Origin of the sequence: Mycoplana azooxidifex (assembly GCF_014196765.1) — a bacterium.
Classification (GTDB): Bacteria; Pseudomonadota; Alphaproteobacteria; order Rhizobiales; family Rhizobiaceae; genus Mycoplana; species Mycoplana azooxidifex.
This window is the reverse complement of record NZ_JACIEE010000004.1, coordinates 252567-274848: the sequence shown is the minus strand read 5'-3', so window position 1 is coordinate 274848 and position 22282 is coordinate 252567. Positions and strand designations below refer to the sequence as shown.

Annotated in this window: 22 protein-coding genes, 1 tRNA gene and 1 riboswitch; of the genes, 7 read left to right on the top strand and 16 right to left on the bottom strand. The window is 64.5% G+C overall.

The genetic code is table 11. The annotated features are described in order from the left end of the window. Positions 1–71: 71 nt before the first annotated feature. Complete coding sequence (gene tesB / locus GGQ64_RS10605; RefSeq protein ID WP_183803420.1) at positions 72–962, bottom strand: acyl-CoA thioesterase II; 891 nt, start codon at positions 960–962, stop codon at positions 72–74. Between the two features lie 83 nt (positions 963–1045). Between tesB and GGQ64_RS10600 the strand changes: the two genes are divergently transcribed. After that, the gene (locus tag GGQ64_RS10600; RefSeq protein WP_183803417.1) at positions 1046–2266 is read left to right on the top strand and encodes a ubiquinone biosynthesis hydroxylase; all 1221 of its coding nucleotides are present in this window, start codon (positions 1046–1048) and stop codon (positions 2264–2266) included. A 33-nt stretch (positions 2267–2299) separates the two neighbouring features. On the opposite strand, the gene GGQ64_RS10595 is transcribed toward GGQ64_RS10600, so the two are convergent. The 4 genes from GGQ64_RS10595 to GGQ64_RS10580 form a co-directional block, all read right to left on the bottom strand. Beyond that, positions 2300–2488 (bottom strand): Trm112 family protein, encoded by a 189-nt coding sequence (locus GGQ64_RS10595; protein WP_183803414.1) that lies wholly within the window; start codon positions 2486–2488, stop codon positions 2300–2302. 8 nt (positions 2489–2496) lie between these two features. Then, on the bottom strand, positions 2497–3177 hold the full coding sequence (locus GGQ64_RS10590) for an LON peptidase substrate-binding domain-containing protein (protein WP_183803411.1): 681 nt from the start codon (positions 3175–3177) through the stop codon (positions 2497–2499). 116 nt (positions 3178–3293) lie between these two features. Beyond that, on the bottom strand, positions 3294–4247 hold the full coding sequence (gene trxA / locus GGQ64_RS10585) for a thioredoxin (protein WP_183803407.1): 954 nt from the start codon (positions 4245–4247) through the stop codon (positions 3294–3296). A gap of 58 nt (positions 4248–4305) precedes the next feature. Then, positions 4306–4821 carry a prolyl-tRNA synthetase associated domain-containing protein gene (locus tag GGQ64_RS10580; protein WP_183803404.1) on the bottom strand — a complete coding sequence of 172 codons (516 nt, stop codon included), beginning with the start codon at positions 4819–4821 and terminating at the stop codon, positions 4306–4308. A 273-nt stretch (positions 4822–5094) separates the two neighbouring features. On the opposite strand from GGQ64_RS10580, the gene GGQ64_RS10575 reads away from it, so the two are divergent. Beyond that, positions 5095–5169, top strand: a tRNA-Gly gene (locus GGQ64_RS10575). Positions 5170–5554: 385 nt separating this feature from the next. Next, positions 5555–7801 (top strand): calcium-binding protein, encoded by a 2247-nt coding sequence (locus tag GGQ64_RS10570; RefSeq protein ID WP_183803401.1) that lies wholly within the window; start codon positions 5555–5557, stop codon positions 7799–7801. 127 nt (positions 7802–7928) lie between these two features. On the opposite strand, the gene GGQ64_RS10565 is transcribed toward GGQ64_RS10570, so the two are convergent. From GGQ64_RS10565 to GGQ64_RS10535, 7 genes are all read right to left on the bottom strand, one after another. After that, the gene (locus GGQ64_RS10565) at positions 7929–8819 is read right to left on the bottom strand and encodes an NAD(P)-dependent oxidoreductase (protein WP_183803398.1); all 891 of its coding nucleotides are present in this window, start codon (positions 8817–8819) and stop codon (positions 7929–7931) included. Positions 8820–8966: 147 nt separating this feature from the next. Beyond that, positions 8967–10001: an aldose epimerase family protein gene (locus tag GGQ64_RS10560; RefSeq protein WP_183803395.1), complete on the bottom strand. Its 1035-nt coding sequence runs from the start codon at positions 9999–10001 to the stop codon at positions 8967–8969. A 109-nt stretch (positions 10002–10110) separates the two neighbouring features. Further along, entirely contained in the window at positions 10111–10560 is a 450-nt protein-coding gene (locus tag GGQ64_RS10555; RefSeq protein WP_183803392.1) for a GNAT family N-acetyltransferase, read from the bottom strand. Between the two features lie 4 nt (positions 10561–10564). Next, positions 10565–11488: a homoserine O-acetyltransferase MetA gene (gene metA / locus GGQ64_RS10550; RefSeq protein ID WP_183803390.1), complete on the bottom strand. Its 924-nt coding sequence runs from the start codon at positions 11486–11488 to the stop codon at positions 10565–10567. Positions 11489–11548: 60 nt separating this feature from the next. Further along, a riboswitch (SAM riboswitch) is annotated at positions 11549–11627 on the bottom strand. 83 nt (positions 11628–11710) lie between these two features. Continuing rightward, a complete protein-coding gene (locus tag GGQ64_RS10545; protein ID WP_210300219.1) occupies positions 11711–12916 on the bottom strand; it encodes an anaerobic sulfatase maturase in 1206 nt (401 codons plus the stop codon). 196 nt (positions 12917–13112) lie between these two features. After that, positions 13113–13838 (bottom strand): beta-ketoacyl-ACP reductase, encoded by a 726-nt coding sequence (gene phbB / locus GGQ64_RS10540; protein ID WP_183803385.1) that lies wholly within the window; start codon positions 13836–13838, stop codon positions 13113–13115. A gap of 123 nt (positions 13839–13961) precedes the next feature. Next, on the bottom strand, positions 13962–15143 hold the full coding sequence (locus GGQ64_RS10535; RefSeq protein WP_183803382.1) for an acetyl-CoA C-acetyltransferase: 1182 nt from the start codon (positions 15141–15143) through the stop codon (positions 13962–13964). Between the two features lie 332 nt (positions 15144–15475). Between GGQ64_RS10535 and phaR the strand changes: the two genes are divergently transcribed. Continuing rightward, the gene (phaR, locus tag GGQ64_RS10530; RefSeq protein ID WP_183803379.1) at positions 15476–16054 is read left to right on the top strand and encodes a polyhydroxyalkanoate synthesis repressor PhaR; all 579 of its coding nucleotides are present in this window, start codon (positions 15476–15478) and stop codon (positions 16052–16054) included. Between the two features lie 76 nt (positions 16055–16130). Here phaR and rpmF read toward each other — a convergent pair whose 3' ends face one another. From rpmF to mtgA, 3 genes are all read right to left on the bottom strand, one after another. Next, positions 16131–16316 (bottom strand): 50S ribosomal protein L32, encoded by a 186-nt coding sequence (gene rpmF, locus GGQ64_RS10525; RefSeq protein ID WP_097137963.1) that lies wholly within the window; start codon positions 16314–16316, stop codon positions 16131–16133. A gap of 176 nt (positions 16317–16492) precedes the next feature. Next, a complete protein-coding gene (locus GGQ64_RS10520; RefSeq protein WP_183803376.1) occupies positions 16493–17140 on the bottom strand; it encodes a glutathione S-transferase family protein in 648 nt (215 codons plus the stop codon). A gap of 79 nt (positions 17141–17219) precedes the next feature. Then, positions 17220–17996, bottom strand: coding sequence for a monofunctional biosynthetic peptidoglycan transglycosylase (mtgA, locus tag GGQ64_RS10515; RefSeq protein ID WP_246422568.1), 777 nt, complete (start codon positions 17994–17996; stop codon positions 17220–17222). A 147-nt stretch (positions 17997–18143) separates the two neighbouring features. Between mtgA and GGQ64_RS10510 the strand changes: the two genes are divergently transcribed. From GGQ64_RS10510 to GGQ64_RS10500, 3 genes are all read left to right on the top strand, one after another. Further along, positions 18144–19061 carry a polyprenyl synthetase family protein gene (locus tag GGQ64_RS10510; RefSeq protein ID WP_183803370.1) on the top strand — a complete coding sequence of 306 codons (918 nt, stop codon included), beginning with the start codon at positions 18144–18146 and terminating at the stop codon, positions 19059–19061. A 4-nt stretch (positions 19062–19065) separates the two neighbouring features. Next, on the top strand, positions 19066–20121 hold the full coding sequence (gene hisC, locus GGQ64_RS10505) for a histidinol-phosphate transaminase (protein ID WP_183803367.1): 1056 nt from the start codon (positions 19066–19068) through the stop codon (positions 20119–20121). 95 nt (positions 20122–20216) lie between these two features. After that, positions 20217–20858, top strand: a complete 642-nt coding sequence (locus tag GGQ64_RS10500) for a LysE family translocator (RefSeq protein ID WP_183803364.1) — start codon at positions 20217–20219, stop codon at positions 20856–20858. Position 20859: 1 nt separating this feature from the next. Here GGQ64_RS10500 and ispG read toward each other — a convergent pair whose 3' ends face one another. Continuing rightward, entirely contained in the window at positions 20860–22113 is a 1254-nt protein-coding gene (gene ispG / locus GGQ64_RS10495) for a flavodoxin-dependent (E)-4-hydroxy-3-methylbut-2-enyl-diphosphate synthase (protein WP_183803361.1), read from the bottom strand. Positions 22114–22282 lie beyond the last annotated feature (169 nt).

The window sequence follows — 22282 nt, the reverse complement described above, 5'->3', positions numbered from 1 at the left end:
GAGATCTGTACTGGGTGTCAAAAAAGCGCCAGTCAATAAGCGCAAATAATAGGCATTTTTGAAAAAGTGCTTCAAATTTGTTCAGTTGCCTTTTTGCGGATCAACCCTTCCTGGGCGACCGAGGCAACCAGCAGGCCCTGGCGCGTGAAGAGGCTGCCGCGGGTCATCCCGCGTGCGCCCGAGGCCGAAGGGCTGTCCTGGACAAAGAGCAGCCAATCGTCGAGCCGGCACGGGCGGTGGAACCACATGGCATGGTCGAGGCTCGCCACCTGCAGCGACCGGTCGAAGACGGAGGTGCCGTGCGTGAAGAGGGCGGTGTCGAGCAGCGTCAGGTCGGAGAGATAGCCGAGAACGGCGGCCTGGAGGTGGCGATCGTCCGGCACCGGGCCGGTGGCGCGCATCCATACGTTGCGGCTGGCTGCGCTGCCGGCAAGGCCGGGATCGCGGGCGAGCTCGATCGGGCGAAGCTCGATCGGCCGGGGGCGTTCCCAGTACTCGCGAATGGCCTTGGGGGCGCTGGCGAGGAAACGCCGGCGCTCCTCGCCGTCTTGCAGCACCTGCTCCGGGGCCAAGACGTCCGGCATGGGGACCGCGTGGTCGAAGCCGGGTTCGTCGCCGTGGAAAGACGCCGTCATGAAGTAGATCGGCTTGCCGTGCTGGATGGCCATGACCCGCCTGGTGGTGAAGCCCGCCCCGTCGCGAATGCGGTCGACATCGTAGATGATCGGCACGGCCGGATCGCCCGGACGGATGAAATAGGCGTGGAGAGAGTGAACGAAGCGATCCTCGGCCACCGTCCGGCTCGCGGCGATCAGCGCCTGGCCAATCACCTGGCCGCCGAACACCCGCTGCCGGCCCACCTGCGGGCTGCGTCCGCGAAAGAGATTTTCCTCCAGCGTCTCGAGGTCGAGCGTGGACAGGAGTTCCTCCATGGGGGAGCCGAGCTCGACCGGACGCGACATTTGGACATTCTCCCGCTGTAGGAAACTCTGCCTGCGTCATCTATATAGGATGCAAGGACGGCTCAAGGGCACGGAGACCAGCGATGATCGACATTCTTGTGGCGGGCGGCGGATATGTCGGACTGTCGCTTGCCGTGGCCCTGAAGAAGGCCGCGCCACATCTGCAGATTGAACTCGTCGATCCCGCCCCGGCCGATGCCTGGGCGCGCGACGAGCGTGCCTCCGCGCTGGTCGCCGCCGCCCGCAACCTTCTCGACGTGCTGGGCGTCTGGGACGAGATCGCGCCGGAGGCGGAGCCGATCCGACGGATGGTGATTACCGATTCGCGCACGGCAGATCCCGTGCGCCCGGTCTTCCTCACCTTCGAGGGCGCGGGAATTGCCGTGGACGGCACGCCTTTCGCCCACATGGTGCCGAACCGTGCGGTCACGGGAAGCCTGGTGGCGGCGGCAGAACCACTCGGCCTGCCCATAAACTGGGCAACCTCGGTGGTGGATTTTTCCACCGATCCGCATACGAGCACGATCCGCCTCTCGAACGGCGAAACCCGCCAGGCCCGCCTGCTGGTGGCCTGCGACGGTGTCCGTTCCAGGCTGCGCGACATTGCCGGCATCAAGACGGTGCGCTTCGACTACGGGCAGTCGGGGATCGTCACCACCGTCGAGCACGAACGGCCGCATGAAGGGACGGCGGAGGAGCATTTCCTGCCTGCCGGCCCCTTCGCCACCCTGCCGATGAAGGGCAATCGATCCTCGCTCGTCTGGATCGAGCGGACCGACGACGCCAATCGCCTGGTCGAAAGCGACGACCTGGTCTTCGAGGAGGAACTGGAGCGCCGCTTCGGCCACAAGCTCGGGGCGCTGCGCGTGGTGGGTGGCCGAAAGGCTTTCCCGCTCGGGCTCACGCTCGCCCGTTCCTTCGTCGCTCCCCGTTTTGCGCTTGCCGGCGACGCCGCGCACGGCATCCATCCGATCTCCGGCCAGGGCCTCAACCTCGGCTTTAAGGACGTGGCAGCACTTGCCGAAACGGTGATCGAGGCGGACCGGCTCGGCCTCGACATCGGCCTGCTCTCGGTGCTCGAACGCTACGAGACGTGGCGACGCTTCGACACCTTCCGCATGGGGGTGACGACGGACGTGCTCAACCGGCTGTTTTCGAACGATATCACGCCGGTGCGCGTCGCGCGCGACCTGGGCCTCGGCATCGTCGACCGGCTTCCGGGGCTGAAGTCCTTCTTCATCCGCCAGGCCGAGGGGCTCGCCGGCCGCAGCCAGCCGCGGATGCTCGTCGGCGAGGCGATCTGAACCGGGCGGGCGGCGCCTAAGCGTTGTTTGGGCTCAATCCTTCAGTTCCCGTGCTTCCGACACGAGCATGATCGGAATGCCGTCGCGAACCGGATAGGCGAGCTTCGCCCGCTCGGAAACGAGCTCGCCGGTCTCCGCATTCCAGGTCAGCCGGCCCTTCGTCAGGGGGCAGACGAGAAGCTCCAGGAGCTTGGTATCGACGCTGTTGGTCTTGCTTTCCATCGGCTGACCTATTGCAGTCGCGTATCGACGTCGCCGAAATTGCGGGCCAGCACGATCTCGGTGATCGCGATGAGCGTCTCGGCGCGCGTCTTCAGGTCCGGGGCTTCCAGCAGGGCCTGCTTCTCGGCCGGCCCGTAGGGCGACATCATCGACATGGAGTTGACGAGCGTCGTGTTGCTGGCCCGCTCGACGCTCTCCCAGTCCGCCTCCAGCTTGTTGGCGTCGAGGTAGGCGCGGAAGGCGGAGAGCAGTGCTTCCCGATCGACGCCGCGCTCGTCGTCGGCGCCGGAGAGGTCGCTGATGAAGGGGGCGATCTTGAACGAGCGGTAGGCCTTGCCGGTGCGCACCTCGCTGATCAGCCGATAGCGGCAGACGCCGGTGAGCGAGGTGATGTATCGCCCGTCGCCGGTCTCGGCAAACGAGGTGATGCGGCCGAGGCAGCCGACCTGGCAGAGTGCCGGCGCTTCCGAGGAGGGGTCCGAATCGACGTGGTCGCCGAACACCGGCTGGACCATGCCGATCAGCCGGCTGCCCGCAAGCATGTCGTCGAACATCGCCAGATATCGGGGCTCGAAGATGTTGAGGGGCAACTGACCACCCGGCAGAAGCAGGGCGCCCGTGAGCGGAAACACCGGGATCGTTCCCGGCACGTCGCCCGGCTTCAGATAGCGCGCATTTCCGACATGCATTGCATCGCCTTCCCGTCGCATTCGGCATGGCCCGCCGCTCTCGAGGCGGTTGGCATCATCATGGCCCCTGAAATGGGGTCCGGAGCGAATTTCTCAAGATGTGCGCGGGCGATGCGTCAGGAAAACAGGATCGACGACAGCTTGCGCCGTGCGGCGATCGTGGCCGGGTCCTTCGGTCCCCAAACCTCGAAGAACTGCAGGAGCTCGCGCCGCGCGGCGTCGTCCTCGAAGGTGCGGTCGCGCTTCATGATCGCCAGCAGATGGTCTGCGGCCGCCTCGCGGTTACCCTCGACATTGCGGATCTTGGCAAGATTGAGCCTCGAAGCGTGGTCGTCCGGGTTGGCGGCAAGCGCCTGCTCGAGCGCCTGCGGATCGCCGAGCTTGCGGGCCTCATCGATCTGCTCCAGCTGCTTCTGCACGGCGGCGATTGCCGGATCTTTCGCGACCTCTTCGGGCGCCGAGGCCAGGATCTGGCGGGCATTGTCGAGCTGGCCGGCGGCGATCATGCACTGGGCCATGCCGGCAAGCGCTGCGGCATTTTCCGGATCGGCCTGCAGGATGGCGCCGAAGAGATCGGCCGCGCCGCCGATGTCGTGCTGGCCGAGCAGCGTCTTCGCCTCCTCGAGGATCGCCTCGATCTCGGCCTTGTGGTCGGCGTCGGCGGGGCCGGCGACCTTGTCGATGAAGTCGCGGACCTGGCTTTCCGGTAACGCGCCCATGAACCCGTCTGCAGGCCTGCCACCGACGAAGGCGATGACGGCGGGGATCGACTGGATGCCGAGCTGGCCAGCGATGGAGGGATGATCGTCGATATTCATCTTGACGAGCTTCACCCGCCCGCCGGCCTCCTTGACCACCTTCTCGATGATCGGCGTCAGCTGCTTGCAGGGGCCGCACCAGGGCGCCCAGAAATCGACGAGAACCGGCTGCTGGCGCGAGGCCTCGATCACGTCCTGGGCAAAGGTGGCCGTGGTGGTGTCCTTGATGAGGTCGGCCGCCGCTTCCGTGCCATAGTTGACGGCGCCACTCATCTGTCCGCCAAACGACGTCGCATAGGGATTGTCGCTCATCTTCCTGCTCCTGCGGACCCTCGCCCGGCTTCGTTCGATGCTGCCTGAAGATCGTATGTCAGGAGGTCACTTTCAAGACAAGCGGTTCGTGGCCTGTCGCCTCGATGAATCGCAGCAGGTCGCCCGCGGCGATCGACGTCGTCGCGTCGTTCCTGAGCGGATGGGCGTTGATGATGTCGTGGTGCATCAGGTCCTCGTCCAGGATCAGCTTCACGTTCCGGTCGGTATCGTTGATCACGCCGAAGGCGGTGACGGCGCCCGGAATGACGCCGAGATACTCCATCAGCTTCTCGGGCTTGCCGAACGAGACGCGGCTAGCTGCGCCGATGACCGTATGGATAGTCTTCAGGTCGACGCTGGCGTTTTCCTCCACCGTCAGGAGGAAGTAGTTGTCCTTCTTGTCCTTGAGGAAGAGGTTCTTCGTATGCCCCCCCGGAATCTCGTCGCGCAACGCCACGGATTCGGCGACCGTGAAGACGGGCTGATGGGTTTTCGTCGCATGGGCGATGCCGAGGCTGTCGAGGAAGGCGAAAAGATCGCCGTCGGTCTTCGGCTGCTGAGTGTCGGAGGTCATGTCCATGTCAGTCCTCATCGCTGTCGTCTGGCGCCCGCACCTGGCTTCTGGCCCCGCCCTGTTGCCGCGTTGCATAAAGCCTTCCCGGCCGGCAGGCAACGGGAACGGCGGGCAACGGAGGGGAACGGGCCCGGACTTGCGCCATCGGTCCGAAAATTTCTGGAACGCCGCGTCATTTCCCTGTTGCATTTGAAAATCGCTTGGGCCATATAGCGCCCGTCGCCGCAACGCTGCGACCTTCGGCCACCGACTACCCCAGGCCGTCGACGATGAGCGGGTGTAGCTCAGGGGTAGAGCACAACCTTGCCAAGGTTGGGGTCGGGCGTTCGAATCGCCTCACCCGCTCCATTCTTCCCAGACGTTCGAAGCCTCGGTTCGCCGGGGCTTTTGTGTTTTCTGGCCGGTTGAGATCCCCTTCCGTCGAGGATCGACGGAAGGGTGTGGTTACCGCAGGGATATAGGCTCCGGTTCCAGCGAGATCGTGGCGGTGGTGCGAAGGTATGTCGACCTCGATGCCAGCGCCGTTGCCGCACAATTATTGAAACAACACTCCGCACTGATCTGCCATGTATCCGTCGAGGATTTTTCTTAGTCGGGCGGAGATACGACGCGGCCATCGCAACGATTTTCGGCTCTAGGAAATCGACTCATCGCGAAAGGGTCGCATTGACTGGGAGTTCTGCCTCTGCTCAACCTATAGTCACAATTTGCAGGGCGAGGCTAGGGAACGAGCATGACTCATATTACCGGGACGTCCAAGGGAGAAACCCTGAGCGCAACTTCGAGAAACGACGTCGTCAAGGGGCTGGGTGGCGATGACATCCTCTACGGTGGCCTCTCGAGTAACATTGAGGAGAACAACAGCGACGGCGACGACGTGCTTTACGGCGGAGCGGGCAACGATCAGCTTTTTGACGCCGGCGGTGAGGACCGGCTTTATGGCGGAGACGGCGACGACCTCATCGCCGTCTACAATCACGCCGCCATCGACAGCGGGAAACGGGGCGGCGACAAGATCTATGGCGGGGCGGGCGATGATGATATCCAGGTCCGCTACTCGATCGGCCCTACATTGAAGGAAACAGTCTACATCGATGGAGGCAGCGGCGTCGATCGGGCCGTGCTCGACCTATCCGGCTTTAAGAGCGGTGCGACATTCACAGTCTCCGCCACCAAGACCGTCACCATCGGGTCCGTGACTTTGAAAAGGATCGAGCGGGTCTCTCTCGACGGCGGCGTCGGCGACGACAATTTTACCGGTGGGGCTGGTACCGACTATCTTAAAGGTGGGCACGGCAACGACAGGCTGATCGGCAGAGCCGGCGATGACGAACTTCATGGCGGCGTGCGGCAAGGCGACCGGAGTTCCGAATATTACGGCTATTATCTCCCCGACGGCGACGACTACGTCGATGCAGGCGCCGGCAACGATACCATCACCGACTACGGCGGCGCCAACACCATCAGGGCCGGTTCCGGCGACGACAGGGTCGACATAGGTGAAGGCGGCGACTACTTCTGGTGGGAGAAGGGCCAAGATTTGGGTGACAGTGCTCCCGAGACCGTGCCTTTCGATGCCACGGCCAATGGGTCCTATACTGTCGACCTCGGGAGTGGAAACGATCGCCTCGGCTGGCGAGGCGGTCCGCTAGGCGCGCTGGATATCGATGGCGGGCACGGGTCCGACCATGTCTGGCTCGACTTCCGCTATGTCGGTTTCACCAAAGACCTGACATTCGCGCTCGCCTCCGTGGCAACGTTTACCAATGTATCGGTGACGCTGAAGAACATCGAAAGCGTCACGCTGTTTGGCGGGTCAGGAAATGACACCTTCACCGGCGGCGCGCTGGCGGACGAAATGGCCGGTGGCGGGGGCGACGACACGCTGGAAGGTCAAGGCGGTCATGACAGGCTGATCGGCGGGGCTGGCAGCGATACGATCCGGGGCGGAGCGGGTAACGACACGATCTATGGCGGCATGGCCTTCAGCAACGGCGACGGCACGTTGCGCCCCTACGACGACGACGTCGACGACAAGATCTATGGTGGAGCAGGAAACGATACGATCTATGCCGGCCATGGCGACACCGCCGACGGTGGAACGGGTATCGACACGCTCAACTTCGTTCTGGTTACAGAGGAAGATTTCGTCTTCGATTTCACGACCGGCACCGTTGCGGTCGATCCGGAAACGATATTCAGCAATTTCGAGGTGTTGAATTATGGCGGAGGTACGGGCCGGGACAACGTGACAGGCGGCAGCCGCGGCGACACGCTGTTCGGCGGAGCGGGGGACGATACGTTGATCGGTGGTGGCGGAAACGACACGCTCGACGGCGGCCTTGGGACCGACTCCATGGAGGGCGATGTCGGCAATGACATTTATGTCGTTAACAGCCGCAGGGACAAGGTGGTCGAAAAGACAAAAGAAGGTACGGACCGTGTCGAGTCCTCGATCGACTACATGCTTACGGCGAACGTCGAGAACCTGACGCTGACGGGCAAAGCGCATAACGGCACCGGCAACAGCCTCGACAACACCATCATCGGCAGCGATCGGAAGAACAGGCTGGACGGCGGGGCCGGGGTCGACATCCTCAAGGGTGGCATGAACGACGACAGACTGATCGGCGGCGGTGGGGGCGACAAGCTCCGCGGCGGGAGCGGATCGGACACCTTCATCTACAAAACGCTTCAGGACAGCACGCCCGGAAAGTCGGGCCGCGACACGATCTTCGACTTCTCCAAGAGCGACAAGATCGACATTTCAGCTATCGACGCGAGCACGAAGAAGGGTGGCAACCAGGGCTTTACCTTCATTGGAACGGACGACTTCTCGAAGAGGGCAGGTGAATTGCGCTACGACAAGGGCAAGTCCAACACCTATATTCGTGGTGACGTGGATGGTGACGGCAAGGCGGACTTTGCCATTCATCTCGATGATGTGCGGACGCTCGACAAAGCCGATTTCATCCTTTAACGATTGAAGCCGCGCGTTTTGAGCCGACGCCGACAGGGCGTCGGTTTGGAGCGCCGGTTGGCTTTCCGCCTTGGGGGCCGGGGGGTGATCTATCGGCTCCCGGCGACGTAGAATCCCCCAGCGACCTCTACTCCTTCAATCCGTTCGCGTCGGCGACAAAATCCGACAGCATTGGTACAAAGTCCTCGCCGTGGCCGGCGCCGACGGCCTGGGCGAAGGTGTTGCGGACGGCGGCGCCGATCGGGTTGGCTGCGCCTGCCGCGTTGGCGAAGGCTGCGAGGTAGCTCATGTCCTTGAAGCCGTTGCGGATGGCGAACTTGTGGGCGTTCGGGTCGCGTTCGATGACCCAGCGGAAGAAGGTCTGGTAGAAGCCGCAGTCCATCCGTCCGCCGCGTATCACGCTGTCGAAGGTCTCCGGCGCCAGTCCGGCCTTGCGCCCGAGCATCAGGGCCTCGGAGTAGAGTGCCGCATAGCCCATCGAGAGGAAGTTGTTGAGGAGCTTCATGGTGTGGCCCGTCCCCGTCGGGCCGGTGTGGATGACGCGGCCGGCGAAGCAGTCGAGGATGGGACGGACCTGGGCGACGTCGGGCTCGGCGCCGCCGACCATCACGTCCAGCGTGCCCGCGGCAGCGTCGGCGGGCGTGCGCCCCAAGGGTGCATCGAGCAGCGTGATGCCCTTCTGTGCCAGCCGTGCGGCCAGCGCCGTCGTGATCGAGGGGTCGGAGGTCGAGCAGTCGATGACGGTGAGTTTCCGGTCGGCGGAGGCGATGCCGTCCGGTCCCTCGACGACGGCGAGCACTTCGGGCGAACCGGTCACGCAAAGGACGATGACGTCGCATTGCGCCGCCATCTCGCGTGGCGACTTCACCTCGCGCGCACCCTTGGCGACGAGCGCTTCGAGCGGCGTCCGGTTGCGGTGCGCCATGCACACCAGCGGATAGCCCTTGGCGAGGATGTTGGCGGCCATGCCCTGACCCATGTAGCCGAGCCCGATGAATCCGACCGTTTGCTTCGTCATGATAGTTGGCCTCCCTTTCCAGATATCTATTGACGCCTGGTCCGTCGGCAGTCGTCGCGGCACGACGGAACCTTCGACCAGGCTGCTTTCCACGTTCGATCTTCCTGCGGGCGGCCCCGTTGCAGACGCGGTAGGCGCGACCGGCGCTTAGCCCTTCGTGAAGATATAGTCGGTTTCCTGGCGCAGCGTTTCGCCCGGCCGCAGGATCGCGTTCGGAAAGCCCTGATGGTTGATCGCATTCGGCCAGACCTGCGTTTCGAGGCAGAAGCCGGCGAAGGCGCCGTAGCGGCGCCCGTCAAGGCCCGGAACGGGGACGTCGACCATGGAGCCGGTATAGAGTTGCACGCCGGCCTCGGTTGTTCGCACTTCGAGCGCCACGCCGGACCGGTTGCTGCGGGCGACGGCGACCGCGGTCTTGGCGCGACGCTCCCCGGCCAGGCAGAAGTTGTGGTCGAAGGCGACGCCGCCGGTTTCGGTCTGGCGACGCATCGGCGTCATCTTTCGAAGGTCGAACGGCGTTCCCTCGACCGGCCTGATCTCTCCGGTCGGAATCAGGCGCTCGTCCACCGGCAGGTAGCGGTCGGCTGCGATGCTGATCTCGTGTCCCAGCGCGTCGGCTTCACCGTCGAGGTTGAAGTAGCTGTGCTGGCAGAGATTGGCGATGGTCGGCGCGTCGGTGGTGGTCTCGTAGACGACCGACAGCGTTCCCGGATCCTGGAGGCGATAGGTGCAGGTGACCGTGCAGTTGCCGGGATAGCCGGCGCGGCCGGCCGGATCGACGATCTGCAGGGTCACGTGGCTTTCGGACTGCTCCACGATCTGCCAGTTGCGCCGGCCGAGCCCGTCGCTGCCGCCATGGAGATGGGTGGCGTCGCGCTCGTTCCGTTCGAGCTGGAAGGGCGTGCCGTCGATCGCAAAGCGGCCGTTTTCGATCCGGTTGGCGTTGCGGCCGGGGGTGGCGCCGAAATAGGGGGAATGGGCGACATAGTCGGCAAGGCGTTCCAGTCCAAGGACCAGCGGCGGCTCGTGCCCGGCAAGCCGCAGGTCCTGGATGACGGCGCCCCAGGTGATGATCTTCGCCTTCAGGCCACCCCCGGCGAGGGCGACCAGCTGGACGGGCTCGCCCGTCTCGAGCAGGCCGAACTGTTCATTGCGCACGTTCACCGATGTCCCTCCCGGCATTCCCAAATTCGCGCCGCAAACTGCGGCAAAACCGGTGCAGGGGCAACGGAAAAATCATACCATCCATGCAGCTTTGCACGCGCTGGCCGCGCCCGCGCGACCATGGTCGTCAGAGGGTCTTCTGATAGATGATGAAGGGCGTCTGGTCGGCGATCCTGTCGTAGAGCCGGCGGGCCGTGGCATTGAACTCCTGCGTCATCCAGTAGACTTCCGCCGCATTCGCCTCGGCAGCCCTGGCATAGACCGCCTCGATCAGGGCGCGGCCGATGCCGGTGCCGCGGACAGACGGGTCGGCATAGAGATCCTGCAGGTAGCAGACGTTGCCGATCGTCCAGCAACTGCGGTGGAACAGGTAGTGGGCCAGGCCCACGGGCCTGCCGTCGATGACGGCGAGCAGGCCCGCATAGTCGTTCGCGCCGCCGCCGGTCAGCCGGGCGAAGGTCGTGCGAAAAATCTCCTCTGGCAGGACGGTCTCGTAGAAGGCGAGATAGGCAGTCCAGAGGCGCCGCCAGTCGGCCTCGTCAGACGGGGCGAGGGGTCTGATTTCGAGGCCGCTCATGGTCTCATCCTTGCGTGCCGATCTTGTCGAGGTCGTAGGGCGTCGTCTGGTACATCTCGTTGATCCAGTTGCCGAACAGAAGATGCGCATGGCTGCGCCAGCGGTTCAAGGGGGCGATTGCGGGATCGTTGTGCGGAAAGTAGTTCTTCGGCATCTTGATCGGCACGCCGGCATCGACGTCGCGGAAATACTCATCGGCCAGCGAGGTCGAATCGTACTCCACGTGGTTGAAGACGTAGAGCCGCCTGCCGCCCTCTTCCTGCACGAAGCAGACGCCCGTCTCGTCGGATTCCATCAGGATCTCCAGGCCGGGCCGCTTGCGGATGTCCTCCGCCCGCACCTCGGTCCAGCGGGACACCGGAATCTGGAAGTCGTCGGAGAAGCCGCTCAGAAACACCGATGCCGGATTGCGGTTGTGGTGGCGGAACACGCCGAAGGCCTTCTCGTCGAGCGTATATTTCGGTACGCCGTGGAAATGGTAGATCGCCGCCATCGCGCCCCAGCAGACGTTCAGCGTGGAATGGACGTTGGTGACGGTCCAGTCGAGAATGCGCTCCATCTCGTCCCAATAGGTCACGTCCTCGTAGTCGAGCGTCTCGATCGGGGCGCCGGTGATGATGAAGCCGTCGAACTTGCGGTGCCTGATCTCCTCCCAGGTGTCGTAGAAGGCGAGCAGGTGATCCTCGGAGGTGTTCTTGGCCTTGTGGCCGCCGATGCGCACGAGCGACAGTTCGACCTGCAGCGGCGAGGCGCCGACGAGGCGCGCCATCTGGATCTCGGTCTTGATCTTGTTCGGCATGAGGTTGAGAAGCCCGATCTGCAACGGGCGGATGTCCTGCCGGACAGCCACCGTTTCGGTCATCACCCGCACACCCTCGTGAGCGAGGGTTTCGAATGCGGGCAGCGTATCGGGAATCTTGATGGGCATGTTTCACTCGATCAAAAACAAAAAAACCGGCGGCGACGTCAGTCGCAACCGGTCCACGGAAGGTCTCTTCTCGCGGCCCCTTTAGCGACTTGTTTTACGTGGCTGCAAGCCGGCCGGCCAAATCACCACGGGACGGTCCCTACATAGCGCCAGTCCGAACAAGAATCAATGTTGGCCATCCGTGCGACTGTCGTGCCGCCGGCACCGTCGCCAGCGCATCGCTTACGAGGCTGACGATGCCGCCGCGATCCTCGGTGCGACGCGCATGACTTCGGCGGGAGGCCGGCCACGGCGCAACTGCCCGGCCATGAAGCGCATGTAGGGATCCATGTGCGCGAACATCGCCCTGTAGCCGGAGCAGAGATGGTTGTGCCAATGGTTGCCGACGCGGTGGATGCGGTTCTTCGGACAGCCGCCGTGGCAGGTGAAGCGCCACTCGCACTGCACGCAGCTCTTCGGCAGGTCGGCCTTCGCCATGCCGAAGGCGCGCTGCTGCCTGCTGTTGACGAGGCCCGCCAGACCATCCGTCCGGACATTGCCAAGCTTGTGGGCGGGGTAGACGTAGTGATCGCAGGAATAGATGTCGCCGTTCTGCTCTATGACGAGGGCGAAACCGCAGTTCGGCTGCATGACGCAGAGGCTCGGTCTTTCGCCGAGCCAGGCGCCGAGAGCGTTGTCGAATAGCTGCACGTAGACCCGGCCGACATCGCTGCGGACCCATTCATCGAAGATGCCGATCATGAAGCGGCCATAGTCCTCGCCCGAGACGGACCAGGGCGTGACCTTGGCCGTCAGGTCCTCTGTCTGCGGATGGGCGAGTTCGCCGACGGTCGTGCCTTCGGTGCGCTGTTCGACGGCCGGAATGAACTGGATGAACTGTGCGCCCAGATCCCGGGTGAGGTAGCGGTAGATCTCGCGCGGATGCTGGGCCGTCGTGGCGTTGACGACGGAGAGGATGTTGTACTGGACGGCGTGCCGCTTCAGGTGCCCGAGGGCTTCGATCACCCTGGCGTGCACGCCCTTGCGGTTTCGGGCACGGCGGTGGGCGTCGTGCAGATGCTCCGGGCCATCGATGGAGAGGCCGACCAGGAAGTCGTGCCGTGCCAGGAAGGCGGCCCAGGCGTCGTCGATCAGAAGACCGTTTGTCTGGATGGCGTTCGTGACCGTTTTGCCCTTCGCGTACTTCGCCTGAAGGGCCAGCGCCTTCTCGTAGAACGCGATACCTGCCAAGGTCGGTTCGCCGCCCTGCCAGGCGAACTCGATCTCCGACGCCGGATTGGCTTCGATGTAGCTCCGGACGTATGCCTCGAGCGTTGCATCGTCCATGTGACGCCGGGAGTCCTTCGGCTTCAGCGTTCCGGCGTCCTTTTCCAGGTAGAAGCAATAGTCGCACGCTATGTTGCATCGAAAGCCCGTCGGCTTTGCCATGAGGTGGAAAGGTCGCGGGGACGTTCTGCGGGCAGCCATGCGTTTTGATTCCGGGCCAGGATCTGTCAGGGCTCGTTTCTAGCGTCTCGCAGCATCCCGAGGCAACAAGTACGAATGGCCGCCCAGCGGGGGCGCCGGCCCTGCCGGTCGGACGGCGGCGCCCGGCGGCACCGCCGATCTTCGATGCGTCAACCCGTCAGACGAAGAACTGCCCGCCATTGGCGGAAATCGTCGAGCCGGTGATGAAGCCCGCGTCGTCGGAGGCGAGGAAGACGACGCAGCGCGCGATCTCCTCCGGTTCGCCCAGCCTGCCGACCGGGATCTGCGGAATGATGCGTTCGGCCAGCACCTTCTCCGGGATCGCGCGGACCATCTCGGTGCCGATATAGCCCGGGCAGATGGCGTTGACGGTGATGTTCTTCGCAGCACCTTCTTGGGCGAGCGCCTTGGTGAAGCCGAGATCGCCCGCCTTGGCGGCCGAGTAGTTCGCCTGTCCCATCTGGCCCTTCTGGCCGTTGATGGAGGAGATGTTGACGATGCGGCCGAACCCCCGGTCGCGCATGCCGCTCCAGACCGGGTGGGTCATGTTGAACAGGCCCGATAGGTTGGTGTCGACGACTTCGCGCCATTGCTGCGGCGTCATCTTGTGGAACATGGCGTCGCGGGTGATCCCGGCATTGTTGACGAGAATCTCCACCGGCCCGAGGTCGGCCTCCACCCTGCCTACGCCATCGGTGCAGGCCTCGTAGCTGGATACGTCCCATTTGAAGACCGGAATTCCGGTCTCGGCCTTGAAGGCTGCGGCGGCCTCGTCATTTCCCGCATAGTTGGCGGCGACCGCGTAGCCCGCGGCCTTGAGCCCGATCGAGATGGCCGCACCGATACCGCGTGTGCCGCCGGTTACCAAAGCTACCCTGCTCATGTGTGCACTCCCCCCAAAGATTATATTGCCACTGTTCTTGGGCCATTGTTCTTGGGTCGGGCCGGCACCCTGGTGGGCCGCCCCGATGCGGCTTGTCGGTGAAGGCAGTCGGTAAGCTCCTCCTTACGTTCGTTCGACGCACATGGCGACGCCCATGCCGCCGCCGATGCAGAGCGTGGCAAGGCCCCTGGACACGCCGCGGCGCTTCATTTCGAAGAGCAGCGTGTTGAGCACGCGTGCGCCGGAAGCACCGATCGGATGACCGATGGCGATGGCGCCGCCGTTGACGTTGACGATCGCCGGATCCCAGCCGAGGTCCTTGTTGACGGCGCAGGCCTGGGCGGCGAAGGCCTCGTTGGCCTCGACGAGGTCGAGGTCGCCGATCTTCCAGCCGGCCTTCTCCAGGGCCTTGCGGGACGCGGGGATGGGCCCGGTGCCCATGATCTGCGGATCGACGCCGGCCGTCGCCCAGGAGACGATCCTGGCAAGCGGTTGGATGCCGCGGCGGTTGGCCTCTGCCTCGCTCATCAGCAGCGTTGCGGCCGCTCCGTCGTTGAGGCCGGATGCGTTTGCGGCGGTAACGGTGCCGTCCTTGTCGAAGGCCGGCCGCAGCTTGGCCATGGAGTCGAGCGTCGCGCCGTGGCGGATGTATTCGTCGTTGTCGACGATCACGTCGCCCTTGCGCGTCTTGACGGTGAAGGCAACGATTTCGTCCTTGAACCGGCCCTCCTTCTGGGCGGCCTCGGCCTTGTTCTGCGATGCGACGGCAAAGCCGTCCTGCTCCTCGCGGGATAATTGCCACTTCTTGGCGACGTTCTCGGCGGTGATGCCCATGTGATAGCCGTAGAAGGCGTCGGTCAGGCCGTCCTTGATCATCGTGTCGATCATCTTGAAATCGCCCATCTTCACACCGTTGCGGAGGTGGGCGCAATGGGGCGCCATCGACATGGATTCCATGCCGCCCGCAACGATGATGCCGGCGTCGCCGGTCGCGATCTGCTGCATGCCCAGCGCGACGGCGCGCAGGCCCGAACCGCAGAGCTGGTTCATGCCCCAGGCGGTCTTCTCCTGCGGCACACCGGCCTTCATGGCGGCCTGCCGGGCCGGGTTCTGGCCCTCGCCGGCGGTAAGCACCTGGCCAAGGATCACCTCGTCCACTTCCACGGCGGAGACACCGGCCCGCTCGAGCACGGCTGTGATCGCCGCGGCCCCCAATTCATGGGCGGGCGTATTGGCAAAGGCGCCGTTGAAGGAGCCGACGGCGGTCCTGGCTGCGCTGGCGATGACGATGGACGGGGTGGCCATGAAGCGTCTCCTCACGTGTTTTTTGGTGCCGAGACCGCCGGTTGCGAGGCCCTGCGGCCCGCCCGGTTCTCGGGACTACCCTCTTCGATTGCATCGCCGGACGACCGCCGGCGCGAACAACCGCCTCAAGGCAAAACTGTCAAAGCTTAGGGGGAGAGTCAAACAACTTGTCTCGGCAAATCCAGCCCCGTGCGCGGCGACCGGGACCGGCGAAAATGATTTTGCGCAGCATTTTTTCACTGCAACGCACAATGCGTTTGTTATAACGTTGTTTTTTGCGGATACTCGCAAATGCATGGAGTGGATTGGAATACGGGGAGGAGGAGACCCAGATGGCCAAGAACGACAGCCCGATCACAATCAAGAAATATGCGAACCGGCGCCTCTACAATACCGGAACGAGCACCTACGTGACGCTCGACGATCTCGCAGTGATGGTGAAGAAGGGGGAGAACTTTACCGTCCAGGATGCGAAGTCCGGGGAGGACATCACGCATTCGGTCCTGACGCAGATCATCTTCGAACAGGAATCGAAGACCGGCAACACGCTTTTGCCGATATCCTTCCTGCGACAGCTCATCAGTTTCTACGGCGACCAGATGCAGATGGTCGTGCCGAGCTATCTCGAACATTCGATGCAGGCCTTCACCGACCAGCAAGTACAGATGCGCGAGCAGATCAACAAGGCCTTCGGCGACACCCCGCTGACCAAGAACTTGCAGATGCCCATGCAACTGGTTGAGGAACAGGTGCGCCGCAACACCGAGATGTTCCACAAGGCGATGCAGATGTTCTCGCCCTTCATGACGGCGCCGCAGCCGAAAGAAACGAAGAAGGCCGAGGCGAAGGACATAGACGAGCTGAAGGAGCAACTGCGCGCGCTGCAGTCGAAGCTCGACAACCTAGGCTAAGACCCGAGCGGCATTCCAGCAAGAAAAAGGGCCGGTCGAAGCCGGCCCTTTCAGGAATATCGCTGTACGAAAGCGCTTATGCGCTTTCCTTCGGCGTCAGCACCTGGCGACCGCGGTACATGCCGGTCTTCAGGTCGATGTGGTGCGGGCGGCGCAGTTCGCCGGAGTTCTTGTCTTCGATGTAGCTCGGAGCCTTCAGGGCGTCGGCGGAGCGGCGCATGCCACGCTTGGACGGGCTCGTTTTTCTTTTCGGTACAGCCATTTCACTACTCCACTGAACGGGCAAACACGTCTAAAGCCACTGAAAATGGCCGAAAAGACATGTATCTATCTCGGAAATTTGGCGGGCTTATACATGGCAAATACCGGCTTGACCAGTCCCCGCGGCCATTTTTTCATCTTGCCCGGAGCGCCCGCCGATCCAGGACAGGCGAACCCTCAGGCCTCGTCTTCGGGGACGATCCAGGTTTCGGCAAGCGCCGCCGCCTGCCACGTCTTCCAGGCCGGATGGGCCATGACCCGGTCCATGTAGGCAAGCGAGATCGGATCCTTCGTCAGGAGATAGGCGTGGAGGCGGTTGACGACCGGTGCGAACATCGCGTCGGCAGCCGAAAAGGCGCCGAAGAGGAAAGGGCCGTTCCAGCGCTGCAGCGCATCGTGCCAGATCGTCTCGATGCGGGTGACGTCGTCGGTCACGCCGTCGGGCAGGTCGATTGAGCGTTGCGGCCGGCGAATGTTCATCGGGCAGGCGCCGCGGAGCGCCCGGAAGTCGGACAACATCTCCATCGAGACGGATCGTGCCTGGGCCCGGGCTTCACGGTCCCTCGGCCATATCCCCGCCTCCGGGAAGAGCTCGGCCACGTATTCGATGATGGCGAGCGACTCCCAGACTCGCACCTTGCCGTGATGGAGAACGGGGACGCGGCCGGTCGGAGAGATTTCCCTGAAGGCCGGGTTGCCGGCGGCGAAGTCGAAGGGGATCACCCGGTCGGAAAAGGGGATGCCGGCCGCCTCCATCGCGATCCATGGCCGGAACGACCAGGACGAATAGTTCTTGTTGCCGATGTAGAGGACGAGGTGGGACATGCGCGGCTCTCCTTGCGGACTTCAGTTCCGCGCGACCCTAGAAGCCCGGGCGGCCCGGCTCCAATGAAAAGGCATGAAGTCAGTCATAAAGGCACTTGATGTATTCGCCGGAGCGGCTTGCGCGACGCTCGATCACGGATGCGAGGCGACGCAGGCCGCGTCCCGGCTCGCCGGCATTGCGCTCGATGGGATTGGGGAGCGACACCGCGAGCAGTGCCGCCTGGCGCCGTGTCAGCTTGCTGGCGGGAACGTTGAAATGGTGCCGGGCGGCAGCTTCTACGCCGTAGATGCCAGGCCCCCATTCGGCAACGTTCAGGTAGATCTCCATCAGCCGGCGCTTCGACCAGACGAAGTCGGCAGTGACAGCCAGCGGCAGTTCGGCAGCCTTGCGGACGAACGACCGGCCGTTCCAGAGGTAGAGGTTCTTCACCGTCTGCATCGGGATCGTGCTGGCGCCGCGCGTCTGCGCCCCGTCCAGCGCGTCGGTGACGACGGCGCGCATCTCGCCCCAGTCGACGCCGCCGTGGCGGCAGAACTGGCCGTCCTCCGACATCATCACCGATTGCACCAGGACGGGTGCGATGTCCTCGAAATCCACCCACTGGCGGTCGTATCCCTGGAATGTCGCGAGATCGCGCAGCATCAGCGTCGAAACCGGATGGACGAAGCTTATGGCGTAGACCGGAATGAGCAGGTAGGGCAGGAGCAGAAAGGCGACCACGAGGAGAGCCACCTTCCGCCAGCTGCGCCGCAGCCGCCGGGTCAAGCGCTCTTTCGTGCCGGCGCCATCCACGGCGGCATCGCCCTGCCTTGCATCGAATTCCGCATCGGCGCGTGTTTCCGGTGTTATGTCCAAGGGCGGGGTCCGTCCTGTCGCGTTCCCGGTTTTCATACCGTCATGCCGCCCGGTTTGCCAGTGGTTGCAGCCAACTTTGCCGGCTTTGATGCCGCTATCCCTGCCTGTGCCGTTGCCTAACGCTACGCTCCGTGCCAAACAGCGCGCATGACCAGCCAGTCCATCCTTTTCCAGCAACGCCTGAAATCGAACGCCGAAAGCGTCGAGGCCATGCTCGCGGGCCTTCTGTCTGCGGGTCTGCAAGCGGGCGAGATCGCACGCCCAGAACGGTTACTGGCGGCTGTCCGCCACGGCGCCCTCAACGGTGGAAAGAGGCTGCGGCCCTTCCTGGTGATCGAGGCTGCCGCGCTGTTCGGCGAAGGTCCCGCGTCTTCGGCGGTCCGGGTCGGTGCTGCCCTCGAGTGCGTGCATTGCTATTCGCTGGTGCACGACGACCTGCCGGCGATGGACGACGACGACCTGCGCCGCGGCCAGCCGACGGTTCATGTGGCCTATGACGAGGCGACGGCGATCCTTGCCGGCGACACGCTTCTGACGCTGGCCTTCGACATCATCGCGGCCCCGGAGACGGTGCTTACCGACCGCATCAAGACGGAACTCGTGCTGGCGCTGGCGCGAGCCGCCGGCATCGGCGGCATGGCCGGCGGGCAGGCGCTGGACCTGGCTGCCGAGAAGAACGCGCCGGGCGAGGCCGGCATCGTCACGCTGCAGGCGATGAAAACCGGAGCCCTGATCCGCTTTGCCTGCGAGGCCGGTGCGATCGTCGCCGACGCGGACGCCGAGGCACGCGGCCTGCTCAGGCGCTACGGCGAGACGGTCGGGCTGGCGTTCCAGCTCGCCGACGACCTGCTCGACCTGACGGCGGACGCGCAGACGATGGGCAAGGCAACCGGCAAGGACATGGCGCGCGGCAAGGGGACGCTGGTGGCGCTGAAGGGGCAGGACTGGGCGGAACGCCGGCTGAACGAACTGGCCGCGGAGGCCGAGACCCTGCTAGCGCCCTTCGGCGAGCGGGCCGGCATCCTGGTCGAGACCGCCCGGTTCGTGGCCAATCGCAGGAGCTGAACGCATGAGCAAGTTCTGGTCGCCGATCGTTGCGACGCTGAAGCCCTATGTCGCCGGCGAACAGCCGCGCATCGCCGATCTCGTCAAGCTCAACACGAACGAGAATCCGTACGGCCCCTCGCCGAAGGCGATCGCGGCCATGCAGGCGGCGGTGTCGGACAGCCTGAAGCTCTATCCGGATCCCTCGGCGCTCGGCCTCAGGCAGGCGATCGCCAAAGCTTACGGCGTGGAGCCGGAGGAAGTATTCGTCGGCAACGGATCCGACGAGGTGCTGGCGCACGCCTTCGTGGCGCTGCTGAAGCACGAGAGGCCGTTGCTCTATCCTGATATCACCTACAGCTTCTACCCGACCTATTGCGGCCTGTTCGGCATCGAGGCGGTCGAAGTGCCGTTAAGAGACGACTACACGATCGACATTGCCGATTACCGCCGGCCCTGCGGCGCGATCATCCTGCCGAACCCGAACGCCCCGACGGGCATCGGCCTGCCGCTGTCGACGATCGAGACACTGGTTTCGGAGCATCCCGACCAGCCGGTCGTCGTCGACGAGGCCTATATCGACTTCGGCGGCGAGAGTGCTGTGCCGCTGACGCGCCGGTACGACAACCTGCTCGTCGTCCACACGCTGTCGAAGTCGCGCTCGCTCGCCGGCCTCCGGGTCGGCTATGCGATCGGCCAGCGGCCGCTGATCGAGGCGCTGGAGCGGGTGAAGGACAGCTTCAATTCCTACCCCCTCGACCGGGTGGCGCAGGCGGGGGCGACCGCTGCGATCGAGGATGTCGCCTGGTTCGACGAGACCCGGGGCAAGGTGATCGAGACGCGCGAGCGCGTCGCCGGCGCCCTGCGCCAGCGCGGCTTCGAGGTGCTGCCGTCGCAGGCGAACTTCGTCTTCGCCCGCCATCCCGGCCATAGCGGGGCGGACATCGCCCGGGGCCTGCGGGAGCGGGCGGTGCTGGTGCGGCATTTCGCCAAGCCGCGCATCTCGGACTTCCTGCGGATCACGATCGGCACGCCGGAGGAATGCGACCGGCTGGTGGCTGCCCTCGACGAACTCGTCTAGGTTCCGACGGGGGCCGAGGCGCCGACGGGCCCCCGGATGTTGCGCTTGGCGCCCGCGGCAGGATATGGCTTGCCTGGACAAATAGAGGGGACGACATGAGCGACATCCTGCCCTACCTGCCGCAGCTTGTTGTCGGATGGACGGCCTATCTGATCGCGACCGCTTCGCCGGGGCCGGCCATCCTCGCCATCATCGGCACTTCGATCAGCCAGGGGCGCAAGGCGGGGCTGGCGCTGGCATTCGGCGTGCTGACCGGATCCTATGTCTGGGCCATGCTGACGGCTTCGGGCCTGTCCGCCCTGATCCGCGCCTATGGCCAGGCGATCATCGTGCTCAAGATCGCGGGCGGACTGTATCTCCTCTGGCTCGCCTGGAATGCGCTGCGCTCGGCAATGCGCAGCGGCGAGGCCTATGGCGCGCGGCAGGCATTGCCGGTGCTCTCGCCGCGCCGGCAATATCTGAAGGGGCTCGGCATCCACCTCACCAACCCGAAGGCGATCTTTTCCTGGATCATGCTGACGTCGCTCGGCATGCCGGCGGGTGCCCCGCCCTGGACGATGGCCGCCTTCATCGCCGGCTGCATGGCGCTGGGGCTGATGACCTTCATCGGGTTTGCGCTGCTGTTCTCGCTGGGGCCGGTCCACCGCGCCTACCTGCGCTCGCGCCGCCTCATCGAGGGCGCGATGGCTGCCTTCTTCGCGCTTGCCGGCTTCAAGCTGCTGACGGCGCGGATCTGAGCTATTCCGCGGCCGCCTGGCCCTGGCCGAAACGCTGCTCGATATAGTCGGCGACCAGCGCCTCGAATTCGCCGGCGATGTTGGTGCCGCGCAGCGTCATCGCTTTCTTGCCGTCGATATAGACCGGGGCGGTCGGCAACTCGCCGGTGCCGGGAAGCGAAATGCCGATGTCGGCATGCTTGCTCTCGCCGGGGCCGTTGACGATGCAGCCCATGACGGCGACCTTGAGCGCTTCCACGCCCGGATATTTCTCGCGCCACACCGGCATGTTCTTGCGGATGTCGTCCTGGATCTTCTGGGCGAGTTCCTGGAACACGGTAGAGGTGGTGCGGCCGCAGCCGGGACATGCCGCGACGACCGGCAGGAACTGGCGGAAGCCCATGACCTGGAGCAGTTCCTGGGCCACCTGCACCTCGCGGGTGCGGTCGCCGCCCGGCTCGGGGGTGAGCGAGATGCGGATCGTGTCGCCGATGCCCTGCTGCATCAGGATGCCGAGCGAGGCGGAGGAGGCGACGATGCCCTTGGTGCCCATGCCGGCTTCGGTCAGGCCGAGGTGCAGCGCATGGTCGGAGCGGGCAGACAGCATGGCATAGACGGCGATCAGGTCCTGGACGTTGCTGACCTTGGCCGACAGGATGATGCGGTTGCGCGGCAGGCCGATCTCCTCGGCAAGTTCGGCCGACAGCAGCGCGGAGGCGCAGATCGCCTCGCGCATGACCTCCTGGGCGGTAAGCGGAAACCCCTTTTCCTGGTTTTCGTTCATCAGCCGGGTCAGGAGTTCCTGGTCGAGAGAGCCCCAGTTGACGCCGATGCGCACCGGCTTGTCGTAGCGGATCGCCGTCTCGACGATGGCGCCGAACTGCCTGTCCTTCTTGTCCTTGAAGCCGACATTGCCGGGATTGATGCGATATTTCGCCAGCGCCTCGGCGCAGGCCGGATGATCGGCCAGCAGCTTGTGGCCGATATAGTGGAAGTCGCCGACCAGCGGCACGTCCATGCCGAGCCGCAGCAGGCGTTCGCGGATCTTCGGCACGGCGGCAGCACTTTCGTCGCGGTCGACGGTGATGCGCACGAGTTCGGAGCCGGCGCGAGAGAGGGCTGCGACCTGCGCCACGGTCGCATCGACGTCGGCCGTGTCCGTGTTCGTCATCGATTGCACGACCACCGGCGCGCCGCCGCCAACCATGACGCCGCCGACATCGACGCCGACGGACTGGCGGCGCGGCTTGGGGTCGAAATCGAAGGAGAAGGACATGATAAGCCTCGTGTGGCCTCGCTGTGGTTCCATCCTGGCCGTCGATCATGACAGCCCGTTGCCGGAACGTTCGTCCCTCAGGTGGAACAGGAAATGTGGCTTGTCAACTGCCGGGGCCGTCTAGCGTGCGCGCGCCGCCGTCGATACGAGCCGCACGCGTTATTGTGTT

Coding starts and splice junctions, on each gene's coding strand:
- tesB (WP_183803420.1), bottom strand. CDS start 962: ATGTCGCGTCCGGTCGAGCTCGGCTCCCCCATGGAGGAACTCCTGTCC.
- GGQ64_RS10600 (WP_183803417.1), top strand. CDS start 1,046: ATGATCGACATTCTTGTGGCGGGCGGCGGATATGTCGGACTGTCGCTT.
- GGQ64_RS10595 (WP_183803414.1), bottom strand. CDS start 2,488: ATGGAAAGCAAGACCAACAGCGTCGATACCAAGCTCCTGGAGCTTCTC.
- GGQ64_RS10590 (WP_183803411.1), bottom strand. CDS start 3,177: ATGCATGTCGGAAATGCGCGCTATCTGAAGCCGGGCGACGTGCCGGGA.
- trxA (WP_183803407.1), bottom strand. CDS start 4,247: ATGAGCGACAATCCCTATGCGACGTCGTTTGGCGGACAGATGAGTGGC.
- GGQ64_RS10580 (WP_183803404.1), bottom strand. CDS start 4,821: ATGACCTCCGACACTCAGCAGCCGAAGACCGACGGCGATCTTTTCGCC.
- GGQ64_RS10570 (WP_183803401.1), top strand. CDS start 5,555: ATGACTCATATTACCGGGACGTCCAAGGGAGAAACCCTGAGCGCAACT.
- GGQ64_RS10565 (WP_183803398.1), bottom strand. CDS start 8,819: ATGACGAAGCAAACGGTCGGATTCATCGGGCTCGGCTACATGGGTCAG.
- GGQ64_RS10560 (WP_183803395.1), bottom strand. CDS start 10,001: ATGCCGGGAGGGACATCGGTGAACGTGCGCAATGAACAGTTCGGCCTG.
- GGQ64_RS10555 (WP_183803392.1), bottom strand. CDS start 10,560: ATGAGCGGCCTCGAAATCAGACCCCTCGCCCCGTCTGACGAGGCCGAC.
- metA (WP_183803390.1), bottom strand. CDS start 11,488: ATGCCCATCAAGATTCCCGATACGCTGCCCGCATTCGAAACCCTCGCT.
- GGQ64_RS10545 (WP_210300219.1), bottom strand. CDS start 12,916: ATGGCAAAGCCGACGGGCTTTCGATGCAACATAGCGTGCGACTATTGC.
- phbB (WP_183803385.1), bottom strand. CDS start 13,838: ATGAGCAGGGTAGCTTTGGTAACCGGCGGCACACGCGGTATCGGTGCG.
- GGQ64_RS10535 (WP_183803382.1), bottom strand. CDS start 15,143: ATGGCCACCCCGTCCATCGTCATCGCCAGCGCAGCCAGGACCGCCGTC.
- phaR (WP_183803379.1), top strand. CDS start 15,476: ATGGCCAAGAACGACAGCCCGATCACAATCAAGAAATATGCGAACCGG.
- rpmF (WP_097137963.1), bottom strand. CDS start 16,316: ATGGCTGTACCGAAAAGAAAAACGAGCCCGTCCAAGCGTGGCATGCGC.
- GGQ64_RS10520 (WP_183803376.1), bottom strand. CDS start 17,140: ATGTCCCACCTCGTCCTCTACATCGGCAACAAGAACTATTCGTCCTGG.
- GGQ64_RS10510 (WP_183803370.1), top strand. CDS start 18,144: ATGACCAGCCAGTCCATCCTTTTCCAGCAACGCCTGAAATCGAACGCC.
- hisC (WP_183803367.1), top strand. CDS start 19,066: ATGAGCAAGTTCTGGTCGCCGATCGTTGCGACGCTGAAGCCCTATGTC.
- GGQ64_RS10500 (WP_183803364.1), top strand. CDS start 20,217: ATGAGCGACATCCTGCCCTACCTGCCGCAGCTTGTTGTCGGATGGACG.
- ispG (WP_183803361.1), bottom strand. CDS start 22,113: ATGTCCTTCTCCTTCGATTTCGACCCCAAGCCGCGCCGCCAGTCCGTC.